This is a genomic window from Paenibacillus sp. FSL M7-0134 (assembly GCF_038007865.1).
Taxonomy (GTDB): Bacteria; Bacillota; Bacilli; order Paenibacillales; family Paenibacillaceae; genus Paenibacillus; species Paenibacillus polymyxa_B.
This window is the reverse complement of sequence record NZ_JBBOXV010000001.1, coordinates 3225786-3243286: the sequence shown is the minus strand read 5'-3', so window position 1 is coordinate 3243286 and position 17501 is coordinate 3225786. Positions and strand designations below refer to the sequence as shown.

Genomic DNA, 17501 nt, shown 5'->3' with positions numbered 1-17501 from the left:
AGTTCCGGCTTTTTTATATACCTTATGCTATTCTGATACGGTTGGTGTTCTGAGTGAATAACCAATACCTCGTTCCGTACGGATCATTTTAAACTTATACCCTTTATCTACTTTAACCCTCAAATGTCTGATATAGACGTCTACTACGTTCGTATCAACGATATAATCATGTTTCCAAACATCCTTCAGAATTTGCTGCCTGCTACAAACTTGGTTAAGATGTATCGCCAGATGAAGCAAAAGATCAAATTCTTTCGGAGTTAGTTCCAGTTTTTGTCCCCCTCTGCTCACCATTCTGCTTGCATTGTCTATATGTAAATCACCCGCTTCGATCGCCCTTTTCACATCACGTTCAATACCAAAAATCCGCAATAAATTAGCCACTCTTGCCTGAAAAACTCTAGGATAAAAGGGAAGAACGATCACATCATGTGCCCCTTGTTCAAAGCAGGAAACAATATGGTCCTCCTCATCTGATGAAGTCATTGCAAATAGCGGGACATGAGGATGGTTTTGCTGCAAAATGCGAATCAAGCCTTGTGTATCCGCCTGTTCATCTCCTATGTTCAGGAGTAGCAAATTCACCGGATTGTGGGCTGCATAAGAGCTTGCATCCGATGTATTGCTAACATGTACCACCTGATAACCTGCCTGCTCCAATGGAAGAACAATTACGGGAGACGCTTCATTTACATCCACAAGTAAAATTAACGGGCTCATCTTTTCACCCACCTGGTTTGGACATAGCATTACATTGGATACGAACAAGTTTGTTATAAGCCATTAAAGCATATTAATATTATTGTAACAAAAAAGCAGAAAATCATTCTCCAAAGAATGGCTTTCTGCTTTTATGGTTTAACCCAAATAGCGATGATACAGACTTCTTGCTTTTGCCACGTCCTTTGTCCCATGGATCAACGCTCTGCCATCTGCAAAAACAACCAAGCGATGCTCGCTTGTACTAAAGGAAACCAAAAACGGATTCTGCTCTACTTCTCCTTCTCCCAAAGAAGCAAATCTATCTGCTATTTCCGCAAGATTCAGATGTGTCGGGTTTGCTGGTCTAATTTGAACGGTATCCCTGCCGCACAAAACATCTGTTTTCTGCCGATGAGAGGCCGACAAGTAGGGATACGTCGGTTGGTTGCCGCAAGAAGGACAATTCTCCTTTTTAACGCTATCTACTGCTATCGCTACATACTCATTTTTCCACAAATCAAACGAAAGCAGCTTTCCTCTCAAATCTTCTGGATATCCACCCAGAAGTTTGAAAGCTTCCGTAGTTTGGTTAGCCGTGACCATCTGTACGGCCTGCGGAATAATCCCGGCGCTATCACAGGTTTCACCACCAAACGGCACAGTTCCCAGCAGACAGTGAAGACAAGGCGTTTGACCCGGTAAAATGGTGTAGGTTACACCATAGCTGCCCACACATCCCCCATAAATCCAAGGAATCCGATGCTTTAGTGCCATGTCATTCATAAGAAGTCGGGTATCGAAATTATCGGTTGCATCCATTACGAGATCTACCCCCTGGATCAACTCTTCCAGCTCTTCCACCCTAACATCCAGTACATGTGCATGTATAACCGTTTCCGAATTAATATCCTTTAATCTTCGCTGAGCAGCTACTGCTTTGGGACATCTTTGCGCAGCATCACTTTCCTGAAAAAGCTGTTGGCGCTGCAAATTGCTCCATTCCACATAGTCCCGGTCTACGAGGCTCACTGTACCTACGCCCCCGCGAACAAGTGTTTCCGCAATACCTGTGCCTAGCGCTCCAACACCTATGATTAATACGTGAGAGGAAGCAAGCCGACGTTGTCCTGTCGGTCCAAAGGGTGTGAATCTTTCTTGTCTGGAATAACGGTCACTTGGATGTGTTCCTCCTGCACCGGATTTGTCAGATACCTTCATGCCTGAATCATGCCTTCTGTCGGACTGCTCGCTGAAGCGTAACGTTTTACAGGAATCATCCCCGCCTCAAAACCATATCTTCCAGCACGAACAGCCAGTTTCATGGCCTCAGCCATTTTTACTGGGTTCTTCGCTCCTGATACGGCTGTGTTCAACAAAACAGCATCTGCCCCCAACTGCATAGCCATTGCCGCGTCACTGGGTGAGCGAATACCCGCATCGACAATAACCGGGACCTCCGCCTGTTCAATAATTAGCTCTAATGAAAACGGATTGAGCAAACCATGTCCTGTACCAATCGGTGAAGCTCCAGGCATAACGGCGTGTACTCCAAGCTCTTGTAGCCTCTTGGCTAGAATCACATCGTCCGATATGTAGGGCAGCACGATAAAGCCTTCTTCTAACAGCTTTTCACTAGCTTTCAACGTTTCAAAAGGGTCAGGCAGCAGTGTCTTGCTATCCCCAATGACTTCCACCTTAATCATATCGCACAAGCCGGAGGCTTTTGCCAATTGGGCAATACGAATGGCCTCCTCTGCTGTTGTAGCCCCTGCTGTGTTGGGAAGAAGTGTATATCGGCTCAAATCCAGCATATCGAGAAAATGCTGCTTATCCCGTTCCTCCAAGTTCAATCTCCGTACAGCAAACGTCAATATTTCCGTCTCAGCAGCCTCTACGGCTTGGGATTGGATATCCAGATCAGTGAATTTTCCTGTTCCCAACAACAACCTTGAGGTAAAAGATGCTTTTCCAATGGTTAACATGATCAACCGCCTCCCACAAAATGTACAATCTCTAGGCAATCTCCATCCTTCAGTACTGCTTCATCATGATCTTCACGGGTCAATATACGCCGATTCAGCTCTACCACTACAGTTTTCACCTTTACATCAAGCTCATGTAGCAATTGATCCACATGAGTGATTCGATTAGAAAAGGTCAGGCTCTGGCCGTTAATCGTCAGCTTCATAAGCTTTCCTCCTTGAGGAGCTCAGAAGAAAATCTACTTATCCCAAGTTCAGCTGCACCAGCCCCATTAAGCATAGCTGCCAGCGCACGCCCGGTAGCATCACTCAGCAGGACACCGTTGCGATAATGCCCGACGGCAGCATATACGCCCTCGACCCCAGGGACAGTGCCTATAAAAGGATGACCTGATGCGGCCTGCGGACGTAAGCCCGCCCAAGTGCGTATAAAAGAAGCTTCACGGACGCGCGGCAGCCAAGCAGAGGCACGTGCCAGCAACCCCTCCAAGCCTCCTACGGTCACCTCTTCGTCATATTGATGCGGAAGGCTCGTTGCCCCAATCCAAAGCTCGTTATTCTGTTTAGGCACGAGGTAAATATCATCAGCATAAATGGTGTATTCTAACGGGTGATCCTTCAAGGAGACCGCTACCGCTTCGCCCTTGACCGGATAAAGTGGATATTCAAATCCAACCTGCGCTAGCAATTTCATGCTATCCAAGCCTCCAGCAATAATGACCTGATCGCAGGAAAAAAAGCCACTATGTGTTCGAACACCGCAAACTCGACCATTCTGTATGACCAGTTGCTCTGCCTGTGTACCAGACCATACCGTTGCCCCCAGCACCGCAGCAGCACCTGCATAAGCACGGCAAAGCTGGACAGGAGCCACTTGTGTCTCCTTTGAACGATATATTGCCCCGATCGCTTGTTCATCCAAACCTGGAATTCGTCGGGCCAATTCCCTCGCATCCCACCAGATAGGACAATCATCCTCTCGCGTTTTAGCAGCTTTCCAGCGTTTTTGGCCTTCAGTTTCCGTACGGAAAGGGGTCACAAATCCTTCTGTACGGAATTCCACCGAAATACCCGACAAACGCTCCAGATCACAGACAAGCTCAGGGAATGCGTCTCGACTTATGCGAGCAAATCGTGCCAGCTCAGAGTCGGTGAACTCTTCACTTTCCGCTGCCAGCATTCCAACCGCTGCTCCTGAGGCTCCCTCACCCGGGATCAATCGTTCCAGCAAGATCGTACTTCTTCCCTCCTTGGCCACATGATAAGCAATGGAACTGCCGATGACACCTCCACCTATGACCAAGCATTCAGCGTGTCCTATCGCTCTTGCCTCTGTGTGTATCTTTGGCATTTGTTTCGTGTCTCCTCTCCATAAACCATTCTGCTTTCAGCTTGCCTCTACTCTCGTTTTCTCGCTACAGGCTGTGAACTACAAGATCTGCCATTCGCCTATATTCCATCGCAGCTGCAACGGGCGACTCAGCCTTCCATATACCAGACATCACCGCAATTCCGCTTGCTCCGGCCCTATAAAGCTCCGGGATATGGTGCGGTTGTATGCCGCCCAGCGCGATCACCGGAATGTTCGACAGCCTGCAAATATGTTCAAGCTGAGCTAAACCCCGCGGTACAATACCGGGCTTACAATGGGTCTCATATACGTGACCATAAAGTACATAGTCCGCTCCTGCCCGCTCGGCAGTCTGCGCCTCCTCCAAGGAATGCACAGATACTCCACAGCGTGTACCCTTTGGAAGCAGGCTTTTCACATCCGCTACAGGTAATCCATTAGCTGGTAGCTGGACGGCTCCAACCAAAGTAAGTAAAGCTACATCCACACGATCATTTACTACAATTTGTTGCAAAGAAACTCCCTGCTCCACCATGCTGCGAGTCAAAGAAAGCAATGCAGAGGCACCATTCTGTTTTAAACGCGCGTGTACATAATGAACATACGGACAAATCACAGCAGCCACTTGGGCTGCTTGTGCAAAAGTGCCCTTTTCCATCGAAATTGCGTGTAATTCGATTTTGTCTTCACCTCACATTGGACTAATGGATCTAAGCTTAGTCAGCCACGTCTACCAGCAGTAATGAAAGGGGATTGTATGTGAATCGTCTACGGAAGCTCGAACAACTTAAAGTGAACGAAACGCAAAAAAACCACTTCCCCAAGGAAGTGGTTTAACGAACGTCCAATAATCGAACGGACAATGATATCCGTATACGTGTATCGTCCCACGCACAAACAAAAATAAGATGGTGTTGCCTTGTTTGTACGGCGCTCACTTCCCTACGCTGGCATAACCCAGATCAGGTGCAAAGGGTCCGAAATCCATTTATTCCGTCTCAGCCGCATGGGCGGCTCCCCTAGTGTGACTATTTTATTGTATAAGCTAAAGATAGCTTAGCATATTTTCCTAATTCTGCAAACCCCACTTCGTGTGAAATATGCAGAATTGGATTTAGTTGATGTTAGTTAACTTTACTTGACCACTCTTCCACATTCCACGTTTTGGTTACCCAATCCTCGTAAAAGTCCGGTTCGTGAGATACAAGCAATACGGTCCCTTTGTATTCCTTCAAGGCACGTTTCAGCTCATCCTTAGCTTTAACATCCAAGTGGTTGGTAGGCTCATCGAACAGTACCCAGTTGCTTTCACGCATTAACAGTTTGCAAAGACGGACTTTAGCCTGTTCTCCACCACTGAGCGCAGATAGCGGACGCGTGATATGCTCATTCTTTAAACCGCAACGCGCCAAATGCGCTCGTACTTCATGCTGGTTCAAATGTGGGAATTCATTCCACACATCGTCAATCGGTGTAATTTTCTCCGCCTTTACTTCCTGCTCAAAATAAGCGGGCTGCAAAAAATCACCTTGATAGGTTTTTCCACTGATTGGCGGTATTTTTCCCAATATGGTTTTGAGCAATGTCGATTTACCGACACCGTTGTAGCCAACAATAGCAATCTTTTCGCCACGTTCAATCGTCATGGACATTTTAGGCAAAAGGGCATGCGTATAACCAATCTCAAAATCAATACCCTCAAATACCGTCTTTCCGCTTGCACGTGCTTCTTTGAATTGAAAGGTTGGCTTCGCAGCTTCTTCAGGCTTATCTATACGTTCGATCCGATCAAGTTGCTTTTCACGGCTCTTTGCTCGGCCTGATGTAGAGGCACGCGCTTTATTACGCTGAATAAAATCTTCCTGTTTCTTAATAAAGTCCTGTTGCTTCTCATAAGCATCAATATGCTGAGCTTTGTTCAGATCCGCCATTTCAAGAAACTTTTCATAGTTAGCTGAATAACGGGTCATCTTGGCAAATTCAAGATGGTAAATAACATTAACGACCTGGTTCATAAACTCAGTATCATGTGAAATAAGAATAAAAGCATAGGGATAATCCTTCAAATAGCGCGTAAGCCATTCAATATGCTCTACATCCAAATAGTTGGTAGGCTCATCCAGCAGCAGGACATTTGGCTTTTCCAACAGCAACTTAGCAAGAAGCACCTTTGTCCGTTGCCCACCGCTAAGTGCAGATACATCCCGATCCAGTCCTATGGCCGACAGACCTAGTCCATTCGCCATTTCTTCAACCTTCACATCAATGAGGTAAAAATCCCCCATATCCAGTTGCTCCTGAATTTCACCCATCTGTTCCAGCAGCACTTCCAACTCTTCAGGAGAAGCATCCCCCATCTTGTCAGTAATCTGCATCATTTCCTTTTCCAATTCCAACAGAGGAAGAAAAGCGTCTTTCAAAACATCACGTACCGTTTTGCCCGGTGTCAGCTTGGTATGCTGATCCAGATAGCCGTAACGTACACGTGGAGTCCATTCCACTTTACCCTCATCCTTAAGCAATTTTCCAGTCAGAATGTTCATGAGTGTCGATTTACCGACACCGTTAGCTCCTACCAAACCTACACGTTCCCCCGCAAGCAATCGAAAGGAAACATTTTTAAATAATGCGCGGTCCCCAAAGTTGTGAGATACATTTTCTACAGTCAATAAACTCATAAGCTGTTTTTGGCTCCTTATTGTCATCGGCGCTGCCGACTGTTCTTATTTCATATGCATTTCGTTTCTTTCAAAGCTTTATTGTAGCACATTCTGCAACCATATCGGAATATGGAAAACAGCGATTTTTAAGGTTTTTGATATGGATCTGCCTAAAAAAAGAAAAACCACCCATGAAGGTGATTATTTTAAGCCATTATAACATTTGTACTCAAAGTATCCCGCAGCTGCTGCAGATTTTTCATCCGCAAAACGTTCACTCGCTTTAAAGGGAGCTGGACATGAATCTCTATAAAAATATTTCATCCCAGTATCTGGTTCTATGCCGCCTATAATGTCTTGCTTTCTAACGACTCTCCCACCACCAAATCCATAGTTATTGTAATACCTGTCTCCGACCGGAATGCCTTGGATAAACGCGATCAGACCCACATCATCTACTGTGTTGTACCACTCCTCTTGCGGAATGAGCGGTAGCGTGAACGTATAAGTTATGCCGTTACGTGCAGCTTTTTCGTTATGGACATTAATAATTCGCGCCAGGTCCTCTTGGACGCTGCGAACGATGGTGGAACGACGTATTTGCTCAAAAGTTTCTGAATTATTCAGTAAAGATATAGGGGTCTGGTCCTGAAGTTCCTTTTGAAAGCCCTCCACCCACCTGTGATTCCGCGCATCATATGCGTGCACATAATTATCCAAGGTGAACCCCACACTGTTGCCTACTGAATCAACATAGGCATATGGCTTTTTTTCGCTCCATTTGGGACCTATGGCAGCTTGTCCATGCTCGTCGGTATAGGCTTCTGAAGTGAACGCATAATAACCGTCATAATCTAGAATTACAATGGCTGGTATGTAATCCAATAATGCACGTTGTGCTACTATATCCCCATCAATGCCTACATTAAGAAAAAGGGTGTGCAGGAACGTGTGCAGCGCTGCTTCTTTATCTACACGAAAAAACTTATCCGATCCGTATCCGGCCTCGCGTTCTTGACGTTCATTCTGTGAGAGCATAACCCCCGCATCCTGAACTGCGGTACGGAGAGCCGACGTATATTTCATTTCTAGCTGCTGCACTTCACGCTGATTCTGGACCCGTAAGTCACTAACTACACCAAAGGGCAAAAACAAAAGTATAAATATGACTGCAAAATCAGTAATCTTCATTCAGAACCATGCCCCCGTAAGAAGCTGTAACTGCCGGCTTTCCGCTATCTGCCCCACCGAGAAGCCATGATTTGTACAAGTCCGCAGGAGTCCGATTCGTATTATGTAGCCGGACCGTAAAATAATCCCCGGCCATCAAGGTATACCGACGTAGCTGATCTGATTTTGGCTGCTGATTGTCAGGAAACAGTACAGGTAAGATTTGCGGATTATAGTACCCATCATATACAGTTTCATAATTGCCCAGAAAACTGTCTGGCTTCGCGGCATCTGCATAGTCCGGTACATACTTTTTGTGCATATGCTCCAAGTCAACTTCGTAGATATTGCCTGTCAATTCCAGATCACGCATAAAATCGTTATACATCGTCGGTGTAATGTAACCTTTGGTTCTTACCATATCAACAAAACGTACAGTTGAATGATATGTATTTAACCCGGATATATCATCCTGCCGTTCAGCAGCTTGAGCTGCGGGTACGATGTACAAAAGCAATACAGCGAGCAGTGCCCCCAACAGCTTGGATATTGTTTGAACCACTTCATTCCTCCTCCAATTTCTCAAAACGTACAGATGTTATGTCCCCATTCCCATTACGCTGTGGGTATATGGAATATAAAGAAGAAGCATCCAAGGTCGATACATCAGGCTCAAACGGTTCAGAATACGCATCGTACTCTGTTCCGTCGACATCAATCGAAATCCCCTCCTGTAAGTTCATGCGAATTGCCTGCATTACCTGAGTTCCTTTTATCCGTTCCGGCAACCCCACCCCAGCAGTACGGGCTATTCGCCCTTCAGAATGCTCCTCCTGCTGTGATCTTAATTCCAGTGCACCATCCAGCTGGCTGGACAAGTCTGCTGCCGTTACACATGCGGTTATGAACAGAATAACTGACACACCAAGCCGCAGCATGCTTGAAGCGTGATCAGACATACTCTCATCCCCCCTATGATTATTATCTTTACTGTAGTGCTTAGGACTGGGTAAACAACAATCCACGGACAACGTTCGATTTGTCCTTGACGATTTCAGCCTTGAATTTGCCACTTGGATTTACGTATTCATTCTCTTTCTCATTAAGCGTATTCGTGATTTTCCCAGTCTTATCACTGCCGCCATTCACGGCGCCATACTGTTCACTGTCTGGGCTAATGTTCAGAGCATTACCGTACCACTGGCCTGCCATATTTTTGCCGGTTTTAATCTGAATGCCGAATTGGTCCTTCCCCTGAAACTTCCGCAGCGCATTGGTCACCTGGGAACCGCTAATGGTTGTGCCATCATATACCGTAAAAGAGGCTTGCGACAATTCGGTCTGGATATCAGCAAAATTGTTTTGTGCCGTTTTAGTCGCCTCCTGGGCTGAAATAAACAGTATAACTACAATCGTAATTAGAGCGATGGTCAAAAATATCCCAGCGGCTACCTTTAAAGCTGTTGATGCGTTATTCATTGTTTTTCTCTCCTCAGCTTGTTATTTTGTATTAGTCATAATAGAACTTTTTTACTGAATTTTTTGTATTTGCTCATAATAGTTATCCATTTGAACAAAGCTCATACCGATCAACGGAATCACCAAATATAAAAAGATAAGACCATACATCGGGGCAAAACCAATCATCCTTCCCCAGATAGCCTTGCTGTCTATTATTTTTTCATACTCCTGTTTTCTTTGTTCGAAATAGTAGGACATATGGGATTCCAAATCATCGAAGGCCTCTCGAATCGTAATTTTACCCAAAGACAAATGGAGCTTGTCCACTAGACGTTGAAATTCCGGCAAAGGTGCCTCTTCTTTTAGCAAGTCGAGAGCTGCCTCTGGCCCGTGTTCATAATGAAGCAAACATTTTTGCAGAGGTCTTTTGAATATAACTGAAAATCTGTTCAGCCACTCCAATATCTCCTCGACAGACATTCGTTCCATAACCCGTAAAATGGAAATAACCGTTTGAAATTGATACACCTCATGCCTCATATCCAACCGACGCATTTTTCGTTGCAAATATAATAAAAGCATAGGCATTTGATAGGCTACATACCCAACAATCAAACTAATCAGTACTTCCCACCACTTGATGTATTCATCATTCCAATCTTTCAGCTTTTGGAGGATACGCCGAGTATTTGTGGATAGCTGTTCAGGAGTAGCAGTTCCATTAGCATTATGCTCTAAAACAACGTACGTTTGTTCGTATGTGCTGTTCGCCCTCATGTTCAGCGAATGCATGATTTTGCGATCAATCTCACTCTGCTTCGAAGCTTCTTTTTGCTCCACCGGACTTAAACGTCCAAACATTTGACCTGATTGTACTGGGGCGTGAAGGATATGCGTTTTCTCAGCTTCATGTAAAAAAAATATCGTACTGATGCTGAGCACCAATCCTACGATAAAAAGAGCCATTCTGCGTATGTAGAGCCACTCCAGCTTAACCTCCGCACCACTTTCCTTTAATAGACGGGTTATTTGGAAATAAGAAGACATATGCTGACGCGGAATTAAAGAATCCACCACATTACGAATGATGGGAAAACGGTATAGCTTCTGCTCCCAAACCCTCCGGCCTCTGCCCGCACGATATCCTGTCTCATCGGTCTGTTGCAGTTTCTGTAACAGGAAATAAGATACGATTATCACAATATAAACGGACAATTTCGTTATATAACCCAATTTTCCCTGATAAAACTCATCCATGGATGGAAAGCTGGATCTCGCCCATGTCTCGATTGGGGTCGTAAAGAAAACAGGTGCCAGTGCGATCACGTTTAGACTTTTTAACAGATAGTCCAGTTTATTTCTTCGCAGCAACTCCAACTGGATTTCGCGTGCGAGACTGCCGAGCCCCTTCAAATAAATGGAGCCCCCCTCATCAACCCGGTCACCAAACTCCATTACCATATATGAGATACCGGCAAAAGCTTTTAAAAATCGATTAGGAGCCGACTCATAGTATCTTTCCAATGCTTCGTGCGGATCAACATCTGTTAGCGCCTCATGGATGAGTCGTGCGTGTCTCCCAGCCTCTGCCTCCGCTAAATCGGCCGCTTCGGATATGGCTTCCTCCACCATACCGTGCTGATGGTAATAATGACGTACATTGGCGAATAATTCGATCATCTGTGCAAGTAGCCTTTTTTCCATCCGGCTAATGGCCATATCCAAAATAAGACTGTTGATTACCACTCCGCATAAAACAGCCAATATAGCAAACTCTATTCCTGGCTTCATCATGACCAGCACAACGCCACTGCAAGTAAAAGCCCCCCAGATGAACAGCGTCATCTTCATGGTCTGTAGGCGAAGCTTGTACTCATCGTAGGCATGCTGACCAGCTAGTCGCTTACGTACACTTGTGATGTATCCAGATAAAAAAGGCACCTTCATACACAGCGTGTACAACTTATGCAGTAAGGCTTGCAGCTCACGTTGAAGTACCGCTTTTCCTTTGCGACCTTCCTGAACAGAATGAATTCGTCCTCTGCGAACTGCATGACTACTTCGCTTACGCAACCCCCACAAAACTATATATAGAAGCGCAAAGCCACCACCTGATATTAGTAAAATCCATAATAAAATTTCTTTAAGACTCATAGTCTTCCTCCCAATAGCGGGTCAAAAAACTGCGGAAATCTCTGGCATCCTTTACATTCATCTGCTCACACATTTCTTTTGCACTTTTGGCAGTAAGGGGCTCCATCGGTATATAGCTTCCGTTCCGATATTCCATAATGTGGCGATAACTATAGCTCGTTGAAACATTGGAGCCTGCATCCGTATGATCCGGGTCACGCGGCACACATTCTGTGATCCGTTCGATGTAGCGTCGCCCTTCCGCATCACGTTTGAGATGCACATCAAAGTTAATGACATGAACTACCTGTTCCTCAGCGATGCCTTCATGCTGAAATACTCCTGTTTTGAGCAATGAATTACGAAGTGAAAACACGAGATCACGAAATGTTTTGGCATGATGAGTAAAAATGGTGAACAGACTGGCAACCTGCGACATTTGAATCATCCAAGCAGCTACTTCATCACTTGCTACTTCGCCTAGGATATTAACGGTTCCATCTGTTTTTTTCTGCAAGTCAAGCCCTTGTTGTCCTGAAATATGGTCCGTTTCTCGAAAGGTAAGAATGTTACGGCGACTGTAAATGCTGCGTAGATGCAGTTCAAAGGCCATTTCTTGAACACGAAGCGTATACGAAGCATAAATATGCTTGACCATCGCCATTAACAACGTCGTCTTACCTGAACCCTGCGCGCCTGTAATAGCAGTAATCCGGCTGCCTTTCATTAAATAAGAAAGTAACTGGATTGGAAAATCAGCATTCTGTCCCTTAATTAACTGTTCCAGCGATGCGCTTTGAATATCGAATTTACGGACAAAGAAAGCCCACGATTCTGAGAAAGGAGGGCGCACCACCACTACCCGTGACCCATCCTTCATTTCGTTGACCTTATAACCATTCGCTTCGGAAAGCTGTCCCGGGTAATTGTATTTATAAATATTTTGGCACACCCTTTTAAGTTCACGCTCAGATCCGAAGGAAAGGAACGAAAGATGGATAGTTTTACCTTTATAAAAGATCCATACGCTCTCATAACCATTGGCAGTAGGCGCAGATGTTTGTTCAAATACATACCTATCCGAAGGCCAGTCTGATGATGCAGGAATCCCACCTTCCGGCATACCACTGACGCCCCCACTTACACCGTCGATCCGCTGGTCACGAATATCATCAATGACGGAAAAGCCTTTGTAATGCTGATAAATCCGCTGGACAATAATATCCACTTTCTCCAAAAAGGAAAGAGGGCGGTACTCACAGTCATAGATATAACGAATATCCTCTGCGGTAACAAGATAACTTCCATCTTCTTCACCTTGCTGTGAATACCTCATTTCGGCCAAGTCATAAGTATCCAGTAAACGTGATAGTGCATCAGCGCCAAACTTCTGCTGGTATTGGTAAAATATAATTTCGAATTGATCCTGTATGCTAAACAACTCAGGTCGGGAGAATGGCATAACAATATCGACAATTTTCTCGTTTAAGCCGTAACCGTTAATCAGAAGCTCAGCCATCAGATTTTTAACAAAACGTTTATCACCCATGCTGCCATTGGCACAGTCCTTTAACGCCCTGCGTAGTTCCGCCCTTTGATGGATACGCCGTCTATATTCCTCTTCATGCAATCCGGCATCCGCCATCTGGCTATGACTTAGTTCATGAAGTGCATTTTTGATATACTCTATTAATGTTTCGAATGTGGCATCTTCGTTCTTTTTTTCTACCCGAAGGGTTGAATGTCGCGAGTGAAGATTCCCTCGGTATTTAACAATAATCAGTACGATGCACATCAGTACTATACAGGTAAGAATCAATCCGTTGATCATTTGAGCGGACAGCATTTAAGCGCCCCTCTCCAAAGCCTTGAGCCGAAGATCGGACTCTGCCGCCTCCAGAATAGCTTTGCCGATATGCCGTATACTCTGCGCCCATCTCACGGGCATAAAAAGCTTGCGGTGCTGCTCTTTTCCACTTCGCACCTCACGCTGCACATGGCCGATCACATCCCTGCGGTTCCATGCGTCCATAAATCCGGTGCTATAAGGGACTGTATACAAAGCACCTTTGTAGCCATATCTCCTGCGAATATTCGTTTCATTCACTTGAGAATGCACATCATATTTCCCAAGTACAATCAATAAGGGTAACGATGAATAGGTAGATAACGGAGACACAGATTCAAAATAAGCGTCTAACTCTCGCATATTCTGAGTGAGTGAAAGAACGGCCAGTTTGGCTCGTGCACATGCTTCATGCTGTACAGCCCCCCACCCTGCTCCACTTCCTGCATCAATCAGCGTTAAATCATAATATTGATTCGCTGTATCTATTACTGCCCGTACAAGCCCTGGAGATAGTAACGGCGGTGCAGCTCCAAAGCTGGAGGTTCCCTCAAGTACATCCAAAGTATGTTCGAGTACAGGCGTCGTATAATTACGAATATTTTCTTTAGACAGTGTCCCTCGCAGAACTAAACGTGCGGCAGCATCCCAGCCCCCTTCCTGAAGCTGTAGGGTTGGATCGTCCATACCATACTCTTGTATAGGTAATCCTGATTCAATACCGGTATATTTACGACCCAAATGAGTCAATAATAGTCTTCCTCGATATAGATTGCCTATGGTAATTGCTATTGCTGCCGCCAAAGAGCTACTTCCACTAGCCCCTTTAATGGGGCTCCAAAACAAAATGGTACTCATGCTCTACTCCTTTCCGCACGCTTTAGCGCACGACGACTCACTTTTAATTCCCAACTCATCCATTCCCCAATACAACGGCATAATTGTTTCTTATACATTCTGGATAGCGGTTTTAGTAGTAGCTGTTTTTTATGCTCATTTTCCAGTTTCAGAGCAAGCAGCCCCTCATCCCATGGCAGTACATATGGCTCTTGCTGCCAAGAAGCTGGGAAATGGTTCATGTATTCCCACAAGTACGGCTCCTCCACACCACAATCCACAGCCTGTAAAAAAAGCTTGTGAAATACAAGATCTTTAGGAAATTCAGGTTGACTGAATAAATGCTCAAGCCAATTCTGTCCGTTATGCATTAGCATGCGGCTATAATCACTGACCCAAACTCGCAGTTCTGCCCTTTTCCAAACAGAAATTGGGCAAAAATCAGGTAACTCTACATCCAAAATAACAATGTCATAAGCCTGCTCTGCCTTCTGATCAGCCGTCATACCTATATGCAGGTCTTCCCATGCTGTAAATCCAATTGCTACATCAAAACCACTAAACTGCGTAATGGGAAGTGGTTTGTCAAGCATCCCTATGCTATACCGATACCGTCCCCGCAACGTAGCATCTACAAGCAGTACCTGTTGGCCGGAAGCTGCTAATATGCTGCTGATGTATAACAAGGTATCGCTTTTGTCACAAAGCCCGGCAAATATCCATGTTTTCATACTTCCGTTCCTTTTCTCTCATTTATTTGGCATACGGATCAGAGCTTCCGTCCTGCGTCAGAATCTTTGTTTGTTCTTGATGATCCTGCTCGTTCTCATATTCATTTCTTGTATCATCAATTCCGCTTGCTGGGTTTTCTATAGTAGCACCCGCATGCTGAGCTGCAATTTCCTCACTCAGACTCCTTTCCACAGGTGTTGAAATCACACTGTTTGATGAATTAATTGCATTTTCAAGGGAATCCCGCAGCTGCTTGGACAGCTTTTGTTCAGCAATGTGTATCAAATTTGGATCACTATTCATTAACGCTAACACCTGCGCATTAGGCGGATAGGTCGGGATTGCTTTGGGCTGAAATTGGGGATCGACATATGTCAGAGCATAAATGGATGCTTTATGCAGATAGGCATCAACAATCGCGCTCGAAAGCGATAATATTTCCTGCTCATTCAAAGTGACCCAGACAATTGGACCTTCCAGTCGGGAAATCTTCTTTTTGGATAATAGAATGTAATCCTGACCTGTTGGAAATTGAATGCGAATATCCACTTCGTCCCCCGACTTCAGGCTGTTGGGTAGTACCACCACCTTTAGCTCACGGTTGCGTAAATCTTTAGGTATGGGTTCATCAGCAGTTATCATAGCCGATGTAAGCACAGATCCTTTTTTAAGCTCAATCTTGGCTGTGGTTCCGGAAACTTCACTTTTATCTGCCAGCAAATTTGATGGAGCCTGAGAACCGGGAACTTTAATTCCCTTCAAATCATTAGATGCAATCTGTTCACCTGGAGAAATGTCACGGACAACCACCCAGCCTTTTTTCGCGGTTCGTTGCTCCTGTTCATACACTTTCCATTTCAGTTCTGCCTCTACCTCAGCCTGTTTCCTAACCTCATTCATTTGATGGATATTAACCATAAGGTAGCCGGCAAAGATAATGCCAACAATCCCAGCGCCAATGCAACCGGCGTATAGTTTTTGTTTACTGCTTTTTCTTAGCTTGGACACACAACTTCTCCCCTGCCTCTTTTGATATATACCTTCTATCTAGCGCCGTCGCTTAAGGAATACGAAGCGTCTTCTCCGGGTATCTGGAATGACTCCGCGAAACAGCTCGTCCAACACCTGATCCATCTCATCATCCGGTTCGAAGGGGTCTGAGTGGAACGGTAGAGCAAATACTTTATCGTGATCCAGCTCCTTACGAAGCCTGCGGGCCGCCTCCGAGGTTGCCAATGGCAAGCAGTAATTCCATTTGTGCTGTGGATGGCGCTGAAGAGATCGGGCTAACCCTGCTATATCCTGAACTCTCCATTCGGCCCCTGAGCCAACGACGAGCGGATAATCGGCTCTCAAGAATTCTTCCAGTCGTTCATTGTCCTGCCCACTCCCCAGGTCCAGTACGATAAATCTATAGGAACCACCCAACAAAGAAATGACATCCGCACGAGATGTTTGTCGCCAGTAATGTACTCCATCGACTTCAAAACGCCGACTTGAACTCGATTGTCCAACAGATGTGCCTTCTACGACTTCTTGAAGTCGGGCAAATGCTTTGGCTGTGCTGTGCAGCTCAACCAAAGCTACGGAGCGGGACCTTCGAGCCAGATAGTGGCTCACCGCAATTGCTGTATGCGTAGCACCGGAGCCGGCAGATACACCCAGTACAGCCACTACCCTTGTACCTGCATAATCCATTGAGGCATCATTAACGGATATTCCTTGTTGAGCAGGCTGAAAATCAGCACTGCGCCGCAGTTCTCCAATGACCTCCCCGGCAGATTGAAATCGTTCCTCAGGATGCTGACGCAGCAGTTTTCGAATCACTGGGATCAAATGGCGGGGCAATTCTCCGCGAATATACCCTTCTACTCCCGCAGTCCACTCGCTATATTTGCCTCCTGTACAAAGATACAATAGCAGCGCTCCCAAACTGTATAAGTCTGAACGAGCATCCGTCTGACCAGCTCCATATTGCTCCGGAGCAGCGAAGCCCACTGTGCCCAGCTTTACCGTATCTTGATCCAGCTCAGCCTTATAGCTCCTCGCTATTCCAAAATCAATCAGTATAAATTCCATTTCCGGAGTCAGCATAATATTCGTTGGTTTCAGATCCCGGTAAATGACTGGCGGTTGACGGGTATGCAAATAGTCCAACACATCCAGTACCTGCAAAGCGAATGGGACGATTTGCTCCTGTGGAATATAGCCTTGGTAGCCCTTCATGTATGCTTCCAGCGTAATTCCTTCGATGTAATCCATGACCAGATATATCGCACCAGATGGAGGATGCTCAAAAAAATCAACAATTCTCGGTAAACGTGGATGGCTTAGCGAAATCAGCATCTCTGCCTCCGTGCGTACAAGCTTCATAACTTGTGGCCCGGCAACCGACTCCTTCACCGCCCATTGCTTGCCTGGCAGTTTTAAATCCTCTGCCATGAACACACGGCTCATTCCTCCCGAACCCAATGTGCGAACAATACGGTACCGCTCACCGATAATTGATCCGAATTCCAACTGTGATGGTTGCTTCATTATTCTCCTACCTCCTTTCTCAAGCAGACAACGCAAAAAAGGGAAAGCTGCCGCAAAATCAAATTTCCATGTCGTCATGAAAACCGTTT

Annotated in this window: 17 protein-coding genes and 1 riboswitch; all 17 genes read right to left on the bottom strand. The window is 45.5% G+C overall.

Annotated features, from left to right (window positions below; translation table 11 throughout):
• Nucleotides 1-27 precede the first annotated feature (27 nt).
• A complete protein-coding gene (locus tag NSQ58_RS14620) occupies nucleotides 28-720 on the bottom strand; it encodes a response regulator transcription factor (protein ID WP_023988976.1) in 693 nt (230 codons plus the stop codon).
• A 138-nt stretch (nucleotides 721-858) separates the two neighbouring features.
• Complete coding sequence (locus NSQ58_RS14615; protein ID WP_341057637.1) at nucleotides 859-1920, bottom strand: ThiF family adenylyltransferase; 1062 nt, start codon at nucleotides 1918-1920, stop codon at nucleotides 859-861.
• Entirely contained in the window at nucleotides 1917-2684 is a 768-nt protein-coding gene (locus NSQ58_RS14610) for a thiazole synthase (RefSeq protein ID WP_076159169.1), read from the bottom strand. The genes NSQ58_RS14615 and NSQ58_RS14610 overlap by 4 nt, the downstream gene beginning before the upstream one ends.
• Nucleotides 2685-2686: 2 nt before the next feature.
• The gene (gene thiS / locus NSQ58_RS14605) at nucleotides 2687-2890 is read right to left on the bottom strand and encodes a sulfur carrier protein ThiS (protein ID WP_013310519.1); all 204 of its coding nucleotides are present in this window, start codon (nucleotides 2888-2890) and stop codon (nucleotides 2687-2689) included.
• Nucleotides 2887-4035, bottom strand: a complete 1149-nt coding sequence (thiO, locus tag NSQ58_RS14600; protein WP_339200236.1) for a glycine oxidase ThiO — start codon at nucleotides 4033-4035, stop codon at nucleotides 2887-2889. The genes thiS and thiO overlap by 4 nt, the downstream gene beginning before the upstream one ends.
• Nucleotides 4036-4099: 64 nt before the next feature.
• Nucleotides 4100-4693, bottom strand: coding sequence for a thiamine phosphate synthase (locus NSQ58_RS14595; RefSeq protein WP_053325602.1), 594 nt, complete (start codon nucleotides 4691-4693; stop codon nucleotides 4100-4102).
• Between the two features lie 264 nt (nucleotides 4694-4957).
• Nucleotides 4958-5066, bottom strand: a riboswitch (TPP riboswitch).
• A 93-nt stretch (nucleotides 5067-5159) separates the two neighbouring features.
• Nucleotides 5160-6713, bottom strand: coding sequence for an ABC-F family ATP-binding cassette domain-containing protein (locus NSQ58_RS14590; RefSeq protein ID WP_023988981.1), 1554 nt, complete (start codon nucleotides 6711-6713; stop codon nucleotides 5160-5162).
• Between the two features lie 183 nt (nucleotides 6714-6896).
• Entirely contained in the window at nucleotides 6897-7886 is a 990-nt protein-coding gene (locus NSQ58_RS14585; protein WP_053325603.1) for a hypothetical protein, read from the bottom strand.
• Nucleotides 7873-8427, bottom strand: a complete 555-nt coding sequence (locus NSQ58_RS14580; RefSeq protein WP_053325604.1) for a hypothetical protein — start codon at nucleotides 8425-8427, stop codon at nucleotides 7873-7875. The genes NSQ58_RS14585 and NSQ58_RS14580 overlap by 14 nt, the downstream gene beginning before the upstream one ends.
• A gap of 1 nt (nucleotide 8428) precedes the next feature.
• On the bottom strand, nucleotides 8429-8824 hold the full coding sequence (locus tag NSQ58_RS14575) for a hypothetical protein (RefSeq protein WP_341057636.1): 396 nt from the start codon (nucleotides 8822-8824) through the stop codon (nucleotides 8429-8431).
• Between the two features lie 40 nt (nucleotides 8825-8864).
• Nucleotides 8865-9344 carry a hypothetical protein gene (locus NSQ58_RS14570; protein WP_023988985.1) on the bottom strand — a complete coding sequence of 160 codons (480 nt, stop codon included), beginning with the start codon at nucleotides 9342-9344 and terminating at the stop codon, nucleotides 8865-8867.
• A gap of 51 nt (nucleotides 9345-9395) precedes the next feature.
• Nucleotides 9396-11480: a hypothetical protein gene (locus NSQ58_RS14565; RefSeq protein WP_341057635.1), complete on the bottom strand. Its 2085-nt coding sequence runs from the start codon at nucleotides 11478-11480 to the stop codon at nucleotides 9396-9398.
• Nucleotides 11470-13305: an ATPase, T2SS/T4P/T4SS family gene (locus tag NSQ58_RS14560; protein ID WP_341057634.1), complete on the bottom strand. Its 1836-nt coding sequence runs from the start codon at nucleotides 13303-13305 to the stop codon at nucleotides 11470-11472. The genes NSQ58_RS14565 and NSQ58_RS14560 overlap by 11 nt, the downstream gene beginning before the upstream one ends.
• Nucleotides 13306-14163, bottom strand: a complete 858-nt coding sequence (locus NSQ58_RS14555) for a hypothetical protein (protein ID WP_028541720.1) — start codon at nucleotides 14161-14163, stop codon at nucleotides 13306-13308.
• Nucleotides 14160-14873: a hypothetical protein gene (locus NSQ58_RS14550; protein WP_028541721.1), complete on the bottom strand. Its 714-nt coding sequence runs from the start codon at nucleotides 14871-14873 to the stop codon at nucleotides 14160-14162. Before NSQ58_RS14550 ends, NSQ58_RS14555 begins: the two co-directional genes overlap by 4 nt.
• 22 nt (nucleotides 14874-14895) lie before the next feature.
• On the bottom strand, nucleotides 14896-15882 hold the full coding sequence (locus NSQ58_RS14545; RefSeq protein ID WP_028541722.1) for an SAF domain-containing protein: 987 nt from the start codon (nucleotides 15880-15882) through the stop codon (nucleotides 14896-14898).
• A gap of 39 nt (nucleotides 15883-15921) precedes the next feature.
• Nucleotides 15922-17415, bottom strand: a complete 1494-nt coding sequence (locus NSQ58_RS14540; protein ID WP_341057792.1) for a serine/threonine-protein kinase — start codon at nucleotides 17413-17415, stop codon at nucleotides 15922-15924.
• Between the last annotated feature and the right edge of the window lie 86 nt (nucleotides 17416-17501).

Excerpts from the sequence above, each read along its gene's own strand:
- NSQ58_RS14555 (WP_028541720.1), bottom strand. The coding sequence starts at position 14,163 with ATGAGTACCATTTTGTTTTGGAGCCCCATTAAAGGGGCTAGTGGAAGT.
- NSQ58_RS14575 (WP_341057636.1), bottom strand. The coding sequence starts at position 8,824 with ATGTCTGATCACGCTTCAAGCATGCTGCGGCTTGGTGTGTCAGTTATT.
- NSQ58_RS14590 (WP_023988981.1), bottom strand. The coding sequence starts at position 6,713 with ATGAGTTTATTGACTGTAGAAAATGTATCTCACAACTTTGGGGACCGC.
- NSQ58_RS14560 (WP_341057634.1), bottom strand. The coding sequence starts at position 13,305 with ATGCTGTCCGCTCAAATGATCAACGGATTGATTCTTACCTGTATAGTA.
- NSQ58_RS14615 (WP_341057637.1), bottom strand. The coding sequence starts at position 1,920 with ATGAAGGTATCTGACAAATCCGGTGCAGGAGGAACACATCCAAGTGAC.
- NSQ58_RS14595 (WP_053325602.1), bottom strand. The coding sequence starts at position 4,693 with ATGGAAAAGGGCACTTTTGCACAAGCAGCCCAAGTGGCTGCTGTGATT.
- NSQ58_RS14550 (WP_028541721.1), bottom strand. The coding sequence starts at position 14,873 with ATGAAAACATGGATATTTGCCGGGCTTTGTGACAAAAGCGATACCTTG.
- NSQ58_RS14620 (WP_023988976.1), bottom strand. The coding sequence starts at position 720 with ATGAGCCCGTTAATTTTACTTGTGGATGTAAATGAAGCGTCTCCCGTA.
- NSQ58_RS14610 (WP_076159169.1), bottom strand. The coding sequence starts at position 2,684 with ATGTTAACCATTGGAAAAGCATCTTTTACCTCAAGGTTGTTGTTGGGA.
- NSQ58_RS14565 (WP_341057635.1), bottom strand. The coding sequence starts at position 11,480 with ATGAGTCTTAAAGAAATTTTATTATGGATTTTACTAATATCAGGTGGT.
- NSQ58_RS14570 (WP_023988985.1), bottom strand. The coding sequence starts at position 9,344 with ATGAATAACGCATCAACAGCTTTAAAGGTAGCCGCTGGGATATTTTTG.
- thiS (WP_013310519.1), bottom strand. The coding sequence starts at position 2,890 with ATGAAGCTGACGATTAACGGCCAGAGCCTGACCTTTTCTAATCGAATC.
- NSQ58_RS14585 (WP_053325603.1), bottom strand. The coding sequence starts at position 7,886 with ATGAAGATTACTGATTTTGCAGTCATATTTATACTTTTGTTTTTGCCC.
- thiO (WP_339200236.1), bottom strand. The coding sequence starts at position 4,035 with ATGCCAAAGATACACACAGAGGCAAGAGCGATAGGACACGCTGAATGC.